The organism is Mycobacterium sp. 852002-30065_SCH5024008 (assembly GCF_001665645.1).
Classification (GTDB): domain Bacteria; phylum Actinomycetota; class Actinomycetes; order Mycobacteriales; family Mycobacteriaceae; genus Mycobacterium; species Mycobacterium paraffinicum.
The window spans coordinates 1-12,575 of the sequence record NZ_LZSZ01000062.1; the positions used below are offsets into that span (position 1 = coordinate 1).

At 67.3% G+C, this 12,575-nt stretch carries 7 protein-coding genes and 1 pseudogene; 3 read left to right on the forward strand and 5 right to left on the reverse strand.

The genetic code is table 11. The features are described from left to right. The 4 genes and pseudogenes from A5781_RS07005 to malQ form a co-directional block, all read right to left on the reverse strand. Positions 1-890, reverse strand: a pseudogene (locus A5781_RS07005) (cytochrome b/b6 domain-containing protein); the annotation flags it as partial. Positions 891-1,213: 323 nt separating this feature from the next. Then, a complete protein-coding gene (locus A5781_RS07010) occupies positions 1,214-1,678 on the reverse strand; it encodes a nuclear transport factor 2 family protein (RefSeq protein ID WP_067203194.1) in 465 nt (154 codons plus the stop codon). Between the two features lie 5 nt (positions 1,679-1,683). After that, positions 1,684-2,565: an LLM class F420-dependent oxidoreductase gene (locus A5781_RS07015; protein ID WP_067203180.1), complete on the reverse strand. Its 882-nt coding sequence runs from the start codon at positions 2,563-2,565 to the stop codon at positions 1,684-1,686. A 4-nt stretch (positions 2,566-2,569) separates the two neighbouring features. Next, positions 2,570-4,741, reverse strand: a complete 2,172-nt coding sequence (gene malQ / locus A5781_RS07020) for a 4-alpha-glucanotransferase (RefSeq protein ID WP_067203182.1) — start codon at positions 4,739-4,741, stop codon at positions 2,570-2,572. 415 nt (positions 4,742-5,156) lie between these two features. On the opposite strand from malQ, the gene eccB reads away from it, so the two are divergent. Together eccB and eccCa are read left to right on the forward strand one after the other, a co-directional pair. Next, positions 5,157-6,665 (forward strand): type VII secretion protein EccB, encoded by a 1,509-nt coding sequence (gene eccB / locus A5781_RS07025; protein WP_067203184.1) that lies wholly within the window; start codon positions 5,157-5,159, stop codon positions 6,663-6,665. Next, positions 6,662-10,831 (forward strand): type VII secretion protein EccCa, encoded by a 4,170-nt coding sequence (eccCa, locus tag A5781_RS07030; RefSeq protein WP_067203186.1) that lies wholly within the window; start codon positions 6,662-6,664, stop codon positions 10,829-10,831. Before eccB ends, eccCa begins: the two co-directional genes overlap by 4 nt. A gap of 32 nt (positions 10,832-10,863) precedes the next feature. Here the strand turns inward: eccCa and A5781_RS07035 are convergent, their stop codons facing one another. After that, on the reverse strand, positions 10,864-12,036 hold the full coding sequence (locus A5781_RS07035) for a cytochrome P450 (RefSeq protein ID WP_067203189.1): 1,173 nt from the start codon (positions 12,034-12,036) through the stop codon (positions 10,864-10,866). A gap of 233 nt (positions 12,037-12,269) precedes the next feature. On the opposite strand from A5781_RS07035, the gene A5781_RS07040 reads away from it, so the two are divergent. Further along, a complete protein-coding gene (locus A5781_RS07040; RefSeq protein WP_067203191.1) occupies positions 12,270-12,464 on the forward strand; it encodes a ferredoxin in 195 nt (64 codons plus the stop codon). The last annotated feature ends 111 nt before the right edge of the window (positions 12,465-12,575 follow it).

Below are 12,575 nucleotides of genomic sequence, written 5' to 3' on the forward strand. Positions count from 1 at the left end.
ACCACGAAATGCAGTGACCGCGCGTGCTGGATGCTCAGCCGCTTGCTGAGCCAGTGCACGCGCTGCGACAGCGCGGGCGACATGCCCAGCCCGGTGATCAACGCCGCGGGGGCGGCAATGAAGACCGTGGTGAAGTAGGACAACAACTGCAGGCCGTTGTAGGCGACCCAGCCGTTGTCGGTGGGCCAGTCCAGCGACAGGTACTGGACGGCCACCGATGCGGCGTTGGGGAAGACATCCCAACTGGTGGGCACGATGTGCCGCCACTGCCCGGTGGCGAAGAGCAACACGTAGAAGACCGCACCGTTGACGAGCCACAGCACGTCGACCCCGAGGTGCCACCACCGGGCCAGCCCGATGGAGTGCCGGAATCCGGGCAGTCCCAATTGTGGTGGCAGGGCGACGGTGTCGGCGTTGGCGGTCCACAGCTCGTCGTCCGGTACCGGCGGGCCGACGCGCAGCCACTCGTCCTTACCCGGGGTGGCGTTGCGGCTGAAGTAGAGCCGGGGATGGTCGCAGAGGATCTGGATCCCGGTCCTGATGATGAACATCATCATGAACAGGTTGAAGAAATGCGTCCACCCGATCCAGGCCGGCAGGCCGGGGGTGACGTTGGAGCTGTCCGTCCCGGGGTGACGCTGAATGAACGACTGGACGGCCGGCATGTTGTGCAGGCCTTTGCCGACCGCCACCCCGGCGATGAGCAGGGCGAAGCCGATGGGGATCAGCCAGAGCAGGTTGAACCACCGGTCGCGGCCGATGCGCAGCTTCGGTGCGGTCGCCCGCCTGGTGAGATCGAAACCGCCGCCGTAGGTCTCGACATCGATGACGTCTTCGGCGGTGTGAATCTCGTTGCGGTAATCCGGGGAGGAGTCCAGCGGCGTGCCCACTGCCAGTGTCGATACGTTGCCGTTCGGCGCTTCCCGTCCTCCGGTGGTTCCGGCGGTATTGACGTTCAGGTTCCGATGTTCGGTGTTCGTCACGCGGCCGAAAATACACGGATCGACTTGTAAAAATTGGACACGATCAGGAAGAAGCGGTCCGGCCGCGGCCTCACCCGGGCCCAGGGCGGCCGGCTCCCGCCCGGAGCGGGCAAAATCCGGCTCGCCCTCCGAGGCGATAACCGCACCTGCTCAACGAAGCGCCCGTTTGAGCCGCAGATTCGGTTTATGGAGGGTCGCTGTGAGTTTGCGCAAAGTCTTCTGCAAGCTCGCTAGATCGCGTCGTGTGGCCGCACTCGGCGGGCCTTGCGGGTCTCAAGCGCGTTGATGGTCAACGCACGGCGGCCGATCAGCCATCCGTCGGTCAGCTCGTATTCGTCGTCGTAGCGCAAATGCCAGACCACGTCGACGAATTCGTCGCCGCGCTGGTCCCAGTGGTGCGCGATGCACGCAACGCGCCCACGGGCCGTACCCGGCCCGGTCGCCTCGTAGACCTCGCCGACGATGGCGTGTTCGGTGCGGGCGACCGCCGCGACGGTAGCGACCGCCGCGGTGATGGCGTCTCGCCCACGATGCGAATGGATCGGCTCCAGCGCCGTGGGCGGGTCGGGCACTTCAAGCACGGCGGTGTCAGTGAACAGTGTTGCGACGGAATCGAATCGGCGTTCGTCCACGTGTGCCGCGTATCTGTGCACCAAATCACTGAGGGCTGACCGGTCGTCGGCTGACAGGCTCATCGGGGTCACGCGATCAGCGACAGCCGCTGCGCGCACTCCGATAGCACGTCCTTGGCCTGCTCGATGTCGACAGTCGACGGCATCGCCAACATGAGCCGGTCGGCGCCCTGATCGGCCAGGCTGGCCGCCCGTTCGGCGTCGATCTTGTTGACCGCGTGGCCCAATGACACTTCCAGAGCCGCCGGATCGCGGCCCGCCGACGCCGCCTCGTCGCGCATGAGCGCGATCAGTGACGCCAGCTGCGGCCCCGCCACCCCGAGCGGTTGGAAGCCGTCCGCCAAGCGGCCGGCGCGACGGGCCGCCGCCCGGCTGTGGCCACCGATGTGAACGGGAAGCCGTTCTCCGGCAATGGGTTTGGGGTAACACATGACGTTGTCGAAGCTGAAGAACTCACCGTGGTGCGAAGCCCCGTGCGGTTGGTCGGCCCACAGTGCCCGCAGGACGGCCAACTGCTCGTCGGCGCGTCTGCCGCGGTTCTCGAAGTCCGCGCCGCACGCCTCCAGCTCCTCCCTCAGCCATCCGACGCCCACGCACAGCCGCAGCCGTCCGCCCGACAACGCGTCCACGCTTGCGGCCCGCTTGGCGAGGACCACCGGATGGTGGTTGGGCAACACCAAGACGCCGGTGGCCAACCCGAGGGTGGTGGTGCGGCCGGCCAGGAACGCCAGCAGATCGAGCGGGTCGGGGATGGGGCAGTCGGCCGCCAGCCCCACGCGTCCCGAACTGTCATACGGGTAGACGCTGTCGTAGCGGGTGACCAGCACGGTGTGCTCGACCACAACGATCGACTCGAACCCGCACTGTTCCAGGTGGCCGGCGAAGGCCGCCATCCATTCCGGATCCGCGGTGACGCCGTCGGCCACCGGCGCCACGACTGAGACCTTCATGGCCTCAGAAGCTAACAGGCGCACTGTCGACGGCCGCGGGCGCGATTGCACTGCGCACGGCCTCGGCCAGGGTGGCCGCGCGGACGTCGGTGAACAGGTCCTCGAGCAGCACCGGGCGCCCGGCGGGGTCGGTCAGCGGAATCCGCCAGTTGGGGTATTCGTCGGTGGTGCCGGGCTGGTTCTGGGTCCGGCGGTCACCCACCGCGTCGGTCAGTGCCACGCCCACCAACCGCGACGGCGTCCGGCCCAGGTACCGATACAGGGCGATAACCATTTTCTCCGCGTCGTCTTCGCCGTCGTCGAGCAACCCCACCCGACGCAACTCGGCCATCCAGGCCGCCAGCTCGGCCCGGTCGGTGGCGAGCTCGTCCTCGGCGGGGCGGGTCAGCAATCCGAGAGCTTCGCGAAGCCGCACGTGGTCGCCGGCCAGATAGCCCGCGGTCGGCGGCAGATCGTGGGTGGTCACCGAGGACAGGCAGTACTCGCGCCAGCGCTCGGCCGGCAGCGGACCGCCGTTTCCGTCCCTATCCAACTCGAACCACAGGATCGAGGTGCCGAGCAAGCCGCGCAGTAGCAGGTAGTCGCGCACCCACGGTTCGACCGTGCCCAAATCCTCGCCCACGACCAGCGCCCCGGCGCGGTGTGCCTCCAGGGCGACGATGCCGATCATCGCTTCATGGTCGTAACGCACGTAAGTGCCCTCGGTGGGCGCCGCGCCCTCCGGGATCCACCACAGCCGGAACAATCCGATGATGTGGTCGATGCGCACGCCGCCGGCATGCCGCAGCACCGCGCTTATCACTGCCCGAAACGGGCGATACTCCTCGGCATCGAGCCGATCGGGCCGCCAGGGCGGCTGGGACCAGTCCTGGCCGAGTTGATTGAACTCGTCCGGCGGCGCGCCGGCGGTGACGCCCAGCGCCAACACATCCTGTAGCGCCCACGCGTCGGCACCGTTGGGATGCACGCCGACGGCGAGGTCGTGCATCACGCCCAGCGCCATTCCGGCCCGGATCGCCTGCGACTGCGCCGAGGCGAGTTGCTCGTCCAGTTGCCACTGCAGCCACCGATGGAAATCGACTGCCTCCGCATGCTTCTCGACGAACCGGTCGACGCCGGGCGCGCGGGGATGCTGTAGCGACTTCGGCCAGGAATGCCAATCGTCGCCGTACTTCTCGGCCAGGGCGCACCAGGTGGCGAAGTCATCGAGTGGGGTTCCCTCGCGGGCGCGGAAGGCTTCGTAGGACAGCTCGCGGCCGGCGGACCGCGGCACCCGGTGCAAAAGCTGGAGCGCCGCGCACTTCGCCGCCCACACGCTGTCGCGATCGATTGCGTCGAGCCGAGCAGCTCGCTGTTGCACGTCGAAACGCAGGCGCCGCACCCGGCTGCGCTTAGGCAGCTCGGCGAACTCGGGAATCGCCTCGACGTGAAGATAAATGGGGTTGACGAAGCGCCTCGATGTCGGCAGGTAAGGCGACGGCTCCATATGGGCCGCCGGTCCAGAAAACTGAGCCGCGTGCAACGGATTGACCAACAAATAATCGGCGCCGTGCCGCGACGCCGACCAGACGGCCAGGTCGGTCAGATCCGTCAGATCGCCGACGCCCCACGACTGTCTGGAGCGCACGCTGTAGAGCTGGGCGGCCAGGCCCCAGCCCCGCCGGGCGCCGAGCCGCTCCGGCAGCCCGAGCCAATCCGGCGTCACGATCACCGCGCTGCTGGTCTCACTGCCACCGGAACGCAGGTGCACCCGGTGATAACCGAGCGGCAGATCGGCCGGCAGCACGAAGCTGGCCTCGCCGACCCAGCGCCCGTCCAGGTCGAACGGCGGGGTGAAGTTGTCGACCTGCTGGATCCCGCCGCGTACCGTGCCGTCCTCGAGCTGCAACCAGACCTCGGCGGGATCGCCGTGGGTCACGTGCACCCAGAACCGCGTCTGCTCACCGGTGCGGCCGACGACGGTCGCCGGCAACCGGCGCGCCCAATACGACCGGAGCTTCGCGGTCAGCGCGACGTTGCGCTCCTGCTCCGTGCCGGCCGCGACGCCGAGCGCGGCCAACACTGCCACCAGCGTGGTTGCCGAGACCGGCACCCGCCGCCCGGTCCAGTCGTCGTACTCGGTCGCGATGCCGTGCCTCCTGGCAAGTTCGACCAGCGACGGCGCGAGCTCACTCATACCGCTCATCTTGCTGCCAGAATTCGCCGGCCGACCAATCGGGGAGAGGCGGCGGGCGCCGCCGCCCGTTTTGCCGGCCCGTTTCGCCGCTCTTCCGTTCGCTGAGGGCACCCGCTCGACAGGACGAGCCTGCCATTCGCCATTACGATGCCCTGAGGAGACGTGAGTGTCCGGGCGGGGATCGGCGGGGGAACCCGAAAGTGCCAGTTCAACGGCGCTTGGCGCGTTGCCCGCGTCGGCCGACGAGGCGAGGTGAGGGCGTCCGCACAGATGTACGCAAAGTGATGTAGATGTGAACGCACGTCGTCGCGTGGCGAGGTCGCTACGGGTGACTTACCGTTGTCGATGTAATTCGCGCTGCGGATATTTTCAGGGACAATATCCAGGCATTCTAGAGACCGGATGGTGAATTAACGTGGCGGAAGAGAGACGCGGGTCGGGGTATGGCCTCGGGTTGTCGACGCGGACCCAGGTGACCGGCTACCAGTTCCTCGCTCGCCGCACCGCAATGGCGCTCACCCGGTGGCGCGTCCGCATGGAGGTCGAGCCCGGACGCCGCCAGACGCTGGCCGTGGTGGCCTCGGTGTCGGCGGCGCTGGTGATCTGCCTGGGCGCGCTGCTCTACTCGTTCCTCAGCCCGGCGGGCCAGGTCGGTGATTCGCCGATCATCGCCGATCGCGACTCCGGCGCGCTGTATGTCCGTGTGGGCGACAAGCTGTACCCGGCGCTGAACTTGGCGTCGGCGCGGCTGATCACGGGCCGCCCGGACAATCCGCACCTGGTCAAGTCCAACCAGATCGCCACGCTGCCGCGCGGCCCAATGGTGGGCATCCCGGGTGCGCCGTCGAACTTCCACCCCTCGAGTCCGTCCACGTCGTCGTGGCTGGTGTGCGACACCGTCGGAACCTCGACCGGGGTCAGCGCTCCGTCCGGGGTGACGGTGACCGTCATCGACGGGAACCCAGACCTCAGCAACCACCGGCACGTGCTGAACGGGTCGGACGCCGTGGTGCTGAGCTACGGCGGCGACGCGTGGGTGATCCGCGAGGGACGCCGGTCGCGCATCGACGCGACGAACCGTTCGGTGCTGCTGCCGCTTGGCCTGACGCCCGAGCAGGTGGGCCAGGCGAAGCCCATGAGCCGCGCCCTGTTCGACGCGTTGCCGGTGGGCCCCGAACTGACCGTGCCGCAGGTGCAGAACGCGGGCGCCGCCGCCTCGTTCCCGAATGCCCCCGGCCCGATCGGCACGGTGATCGTCACGCCGCAAATCAGTGGGCCGCAACAGTATTCGCTGGTGCTAGCCGACGGCGTGCAGACGCTGCCGCCGTTGGTGGCCCAGATCCTGCAAAATGCCGGTCCCGGCAATACCAAACCGGTGACCGTGGAACCGTCCGCCCTGGCGAAGATGCCCGTGGTCAACAAGCTGGACCTGTCCTCCTACCCGGACGCCCCGCTCAACGTGGCGGACATCCGCGAGAACCCGTCGACCTGCTGGTGGTGGCAGAAGACGTCCGGGGAGAACCGGGCCCGCATCCAGGTCGTGTCCGGCGCGACGATTCCGGTCGCGGCCAAGGACGAGAACAGGGTGGTGTCGCTGGTCAAGGCCGACACCACCGGTCGCGAAGCCGACCAGGTCTTCTTCGGTCCCGACTACGGGAACTTCGTCGCCGTCACCGGCAACGACCCCGGTGCGAAGACGACGGAATCGCTGTGGTGGCTGACGGACGCGGGCGCCCGGTTCGGGGTCGACGACACCCGCGAGGTGCGTGAGGCGCTGGGCCTGAAGACGAAACCGAGCCTGGTGCCGTGGGTGGCGCTGCGGCTGCTCCCACAAGGCCCGACCCTCTCGCGGGCGGATGCACTCGTGGAGCACGACACCCTACCGATGGATATGTCCCCTGCAGAATTGGCGGTACCTAAGTGAAACGCGGGTTTGCGCGGCCGACACCGGAGAAGCCTCCGGTCATCAAGCCGGAGAACATCGTCCTTCCGACGCCCCTGAGCATTCCGCCGCCGGAGGGCAAGCCCTGGTGGCTGATCGTGGTCGGCGTCGTGGTGGTCGGCCTGCTGATCGGCATGGTCGCCATGACCTTCGCCAGCGGCTCACACGTGTTCGGCGGCGCCGGGTCGATCTTCCCGATCTTCATGATCGGTGGCGTCGCGATGATGATGTTCGGCGGCCGGTTCGGCGGTCAGCAGCAGATGAGCCGGCCCAAGCTGGACGCGATGCGCGCCCAGTTCATGCTGATGCTGGACATGCTGCGCGAGACCGCCCACGAGTCGGCGGACAGCATGGACGCCAACTACCGGTGGTACCACCCGGCGCCCACGACGCTTGCCGCCGCGGTGGGGTCGTCGCGGATGTGGGAACGCAAGCCCGACGGCAAGGACCTGAACTTCGGTGTGGTGCGGGTCGGCGTCGGCATGACGCGTCCCGAGGTGACCTGGGGTGAGCCCCAGAACATGCCGACCGACATCGAGCTCGAGCCGGTGACGGGTAAGGCGCTGCAGGAATTCGGGCGCTACCAAAGCGTCGTCTACAACCTGCCCAAGATGATCTCGCTGCTCGTCGAACCCTGGTACACGCTCGACGGGGAGCGGGAGCAGGTCCTGGGACTGATGCGGGCGATCATCTGCCAGCTGGCGTTCTCGCACGGCCCGGACCACGTGCAGATGGTCGTCGTCACCTCGGATCTGGACGAGTGGGACTGGGTGAAGTGGCTTCCGCACTTCGGTGACCCGCGCCGTCAGGACGCTGCCGGGAACGCGCGGATGGTCTACAGCTCGGTGCGCGAGTTCGCCGCCGAGCAGGCCGAATTGTTCGCCGGACGTGGCTCTTTCACGCCCCGGCACGCGAGTTCGTCGGCGCAGACTCCGACGCCCCACACGGTGATCGTCGCCGACGTCGTCGACCCCCAGTGGGAGTACGTGATCAGCTCCGAAGGCGTCGACGGCGTGACGTTCTTCGACCTGAGCGGCTCCTCGATGTGGACGGCTGTCCCCGAGCGCACCTTGCGGTTCGACGACAAGGGCGTCATCGAGGCGCTGCCCCGCGACCGCGACACCTGGATGGTGATCGACGAGAAGCCGTGGTTCTTCGCGCTCACGGACCACATCAGCATCGCGGAGGCGGAGGAATTCGCCCAGGCGGTGGCCCGCTGGCGGCTCGCCGAGGCGTACGAAGAGATCGGTCAGCGGGTCGCCCACATCGGCGCCCGAGACATCATGGCCTACTACGGAATCGACGATCCGGGCCGCATCGACTTCGAGTCGTTGTGGGGCAGCCGCAACGACTCGATGGGCCGGTCGCGCTTGCGGGCACCGTTCGGTGTTCGTTCCGACAACGGCGAGCTGCTGTTCTTGGACATGAAGTCTCTCGACGAGGGCGGTGACGGCCCGCACGGGGTCATGTCCGGTACGACCGGTTCCGGTAAATCGACCCTGGTGCGAACCGTGATCGAGTCGCTGATGCTCAGCCACCCGCCGGAAGAGCTGCAGTTCGTGCTGGCCGACCTCAAGGGTGGGTCGGCGGTCAAGCCGTTCGCCGGGGTACCGCACGTATCGCGGATCATCACCGACCTGGAAGAGGACCAGGCGCTCATGGAGCGCTTCCTCGACGCCCTCTGGGGCGAGATCGCCCGGCGCAAGGCGATCTGCGACAGCGCCGGTGTCGACGACGCCAAGGAGTACAACTCGGTCCGCCTCAGGATGCGGGCACGCGGCCAGGACATGGCGCCGCTGCCGATGCTCGTGGTGGTCATCGACGAGTTCTACGAATGGTTCCGCATCATGCCGACCGCGGTCGACGTGCTCGACTCGATCGGCCGGCAGGGCCGCGCCTACTGGATCCACCTGATGATGGCGTCGCAGACCATCGAAAGCCGCGCCGAAAAGCTCATGGAGAACATGGGTTACCGGCTGGTGCTGAAGGCGCGCACCGCCGGTGCGGCGCAGGCCGCCGGTGTTCCGAACGCCGTGAACCTGCCGGCGCAGGCGGGTCTGGGCTACTTCCGGCGCAGCCTGGAGGACATCGTCCGGTTCCAGGCCGAGTTCCTGTGGCGGGACTACTTTCCCCGCGGACTCACCGATGACGGCGAGGAAGCGCCCGCGTTGGTGCACAGCATCGATTACGTTCGCCCGCAACTGTTTACCAACTCCTTCACCCCGCTGGAGGTGAGCGTGGGCGGACCGGACCTCACGCCGGCCGCCATCACGAATGGCGAGACGCTGGGAGGCGACGGCCTGCCGCGCGATGACGACGACGTCGAGGGCATCCGGGTTCCGAAGGTCGGCACGGTCATCATCGATCAGCTGCGCAAGATCGACTTCGAGCCGTACCGGCTGTGGCAACCGCCGCTCAACCGGCCGATCCCCATCGACGAATTGGTCGACCGGTTCCTCGGCCACCCGTGGCAGGAGGACTACGGCACGGCCCGCGACCTGGTCTTCCCGATCGGGATCATCGACCGTCCGTTCAAGCACGACCAGCCGCCGTGGACGGTCGACACCTCGGGTCCGGGCGCCAACGTCCTGATCCTGGGCGCCGGTGGTTCGGGCAAGACCACGGCCCTGCAGACCCTGATCTGCTCGGCCGCGCTGACCCACACCCCCGAGCAGGTCCAGTTCTACTGCCTGGCCTACAGCAGCACCGCGCTGACCACCGTCGCTCGGCTGCCGCACGTGGGTGAGGTGGCCGGCCCGACCGATCCGTACGGCGTGCGCCGGACGGTGGCCGAGCTGCTGGCGCTGGTGCGGCAGCGGAAGAGCACCTTCCTCGAGTACGGGATCGCCTCGATGGAGGTCTTCCGGCGCCGCAAGTTCGGCGGTGAGCCCGGCCCGGTCCCCAACGACGGGTTCGGCGACGTCTACTTGGTGGTCGACAACTACCGGGCGCTGGCCGAAGAGAACGAGGTGCTGATCGAGCAGGTGAACCTGATCATCAACCAGGGCCCCTCGTTCGGGGTCCACGTGATAGTCACCGCGGACCGCGAATCCGAGCTGCGGCCTCCGGTGCGCAGCGGCTTCGGCTCCCGGGTCGAATTGCGGCTGGCGGCCGTGGAAGACGCCAAGCTGGTGCGGTCCCGCTTCGCCAAGGACGTTCCGGTCAAGCCGGGCCGCGGCATGGTCGCGGTCAACTACGTCCGACTGGACTCCGACCCGCAGGCCGGTCTGCACACGTTGGTGGCCCGGCCCGCGCTCGCCACCACAGCCGGCTACGTGTTCGAGTCCGACAGCGTCATCGACGCGGTCAGTCGTCTCACGAGCGGCCAGGCCCCGCCGGTGCGCCGGCTCCCCGCCCGGTTCGACGTGGAGCAGCTGCGCGAGTTGGCCGCGCGGGACACCCGCCAAGGGGTCGGCGCGGGCGGAATCGCCTGGGCCATCTCCGAATTGGATTTGTCGCCGGTCTACCTCAACTTCGCCGAGAATGCGCACCTGATGGTGACGGGTCGACGCGAATGTGGGCGCACCACCACGCTGGCCACCATCATGAGCGAAATCGGCCGGCTGTACGCGCCGGGAGCCAGCAGCGCACCCCCGCCACCGGCCGGCCAGCCGTCGGCACAGGTGTGGCTGGTGGACCCACGACGTCAGCTGCTGACCACACTGGGCCCGGACTACGTCGAGAAGTTCGCGTACAACCTCGACGGCGTCCAGGCGATGATGGGCGAGCTGGCAGCCGTCCTGGCCGGACGCGAACCGCCGCCCGGCCTGTCCGCGGAAGAGTTGTTGTCGCGGTCGTGGTGGAGCGGCCCGGAGATCTTCCTGATCGTCGACGACATCCAGCAGCTGCCGGCCGGATTCGATTCGCCGCTGCACAAGGCCGCGCCGTGGGTGACCCGGGCCGCCGACGTCGGGTTGCACGTGCTGGTGACGCGCACCTTCGGTGGCTGGTCTTCGGCGGGCAGCGACCCGATGTTGCGGGCCCTAGCCCAGGCGAACGCGCCGTTGCTGGTGATGGACGCCGACCCGGACGAGGGATTCATCCGCGGAAAGATGAAGGGTGGCCCGCTGCCCCGCGGTCGAGGCCTGCTGATGGCCGAGGACACCGGCGTGTTCGTACAGGTCGCGGCGACGGAGTTGCGCAAGTAAGACGGAATGCCGTTGCGTTGGGGTTGGCTGGGTCAGCCCCAGCGCAGCGGTAATTCTTTGAGCGCAAAACTTTTTGAGGGGTAATTGATCGCGGGGACGTAGTCCGCGGGAACGTCGAAGTCGGGAATCTGCCTCAGCCATTCCCCGACGATCACCGTCAGTTCGATCCGCGCCAGGTGGGACCCCAGGCAGCGGTGCGGTCCGCCCCCAAACCCCCAGTGCCGGTGGACCTTTCCGTCCATCACCAATTCGTTGACGGACGTGGCATCGCTGTCGTCGCGGTTGACGGCGGCCATGCACAACCGCACCGATGTGCCGGGTGGCAACGTCATGCCGCCGATCTCGACGAATTGGGTGGTGATCCGGGGCGCCACCGGTGCCGAGGGCTCCAGCCGGACGATCTCTTCGATGAAAACCCGGATCTGCCTTGGGTTGTCGCGAAGCAAATCACGCAGCTGCGGCCGGCGCGCCAGCTCGAAGAGGCAGAAACCGATCGCCGCGGTCACCGTGTCCAGGCCCGCCAGGATCAACAGGTGGCTCATGCCGAGCAATTCCAGATCGCTGAAATCGCCGTCACTGCCCATGATTTGCGACAGCATGTCGGAACCGGGGTTCTGCCGGCGTTGCTGGATCGCATCGGCCAGATACGCCAGCAGCTGCTCACTCTTCTCGATGTCGGCCTGGGTGATGTACGGCTTGTCGCTGACGACGGCATCCTTCCAATCGATCAGGCGATCGCGATCCTCGATCGGCAGGCCGTAAAGATCCATGAAGACCTGAAACGGGTACAGGTGCGCAAAGTCCGCCATCACTTCGCATTTGCCTTGGCCCGCAAGGGCGGCGATCATTTCGGCGGCGTGCCGCTCCAGCACCGGGCGGGATCTGCTCAGACCGAGCGGGCTGAAGAAGGGCTGCAGCACCTTCCGGTACCGGGTGTGCTGCGGCGGGTCGAATGCCAGTGGCAACACCGGCAGTGGGTGACCGGGAGGCTGCAGGATCGTCGACGAGAACACCTTGGGATTGCGCAGCGCGGCCAGCACGTCCTCACGGCGGGTGATGTGGTAGTGGCCGTTCATGAACACCACCGGCCCGGCGTCGCGCAACGTCTTCCACCCGACGCCCCGGTCCTCGGCCATCGGTAACTTCTCGAAATCGAGGCGCGGTAGGTGGAACGTGCCTTGCTGGCCTTGGCCAGGAGTGCTCATGGGCTCTCCGCTTGTCTATCTTGATCTGCTTACCGCTGCGGCGGGGGACGTCGTCGGCACCGTTTCCAGCCGGCACACCAATATCGCATGTGTCGCAAAGGGACACGAATTCGACCGCTGGTCGGGAGCGGCGTTTACAGCGCCCGGCCCCGCCCGGCGAGTATCTTCTACACTTCAACGAGCGGCTGATGTCCGTCTGGATTGTTTCGCGGAACCGGTAGGGAGGAAACCTGATGAGGGTTCGTCTCGAACAATCCAAATGCGTGGGTCATGCCCAGTGCTACGCCGTTGATCCGAATCTGTTCCCCATAGACGATTCGGGCTATTCGATCCTCGAAGAGCACGAGGTGCTGCCCGAGGACGAGCAGCTGACTCGCGACGGTGTGGCCTCCTGCCCGGAAATGGCATTGATTCTCGAAGAGGACTGACAGCGCAACGCCCCAGGGCGGCGAACCGCGTTGTAAGCAAACCCCGAATGAACAATCAGTTGCCAGAAATGAACGGCAGCCGACGGGGAGTGAACAGTGGCTGGCCTGGAA

Bases quoted from the DNA above. Each gene is read 5' to 3' on its own strand.
- A5781_RS07015 (WP_067203180.1), bottom strand. From the start codon at position 2,565: ATGAAGGTCTCAGTCGTGGCGCCGGTGGCCGACGGCGTCACCGCGGAT.
- malQ (WP_067203182.1), bottom strand. From the start codon at position 4,741: ATGAGTGAGCTCGCGCCGTCGCTGGTCGAACTTGCCAGGAGGCACGGC.
- A5781_RS07035 (WP_067203189.1), bottom strand. From the start codon at position 12,036: ATGAGCACTCCTGGCCAAGGCCAGCAAGGCACGTTCCACCTACCGCGC.
- A5781_RS07040 (WP_067203191.1), top strand. From the start codon at position 12,270: ATGAGGGTTCGTCTCGAACAATCCAAATGCGTGGGTCATGCCCAGTGC.
- A5781_RS07010 (WP_067203194.1), bottom strand. From the start codon at position 1,678: ATGAGCCTGTCAGCCGACGACCGGTCAGCCCTCAGTGATTTGGTGCAC.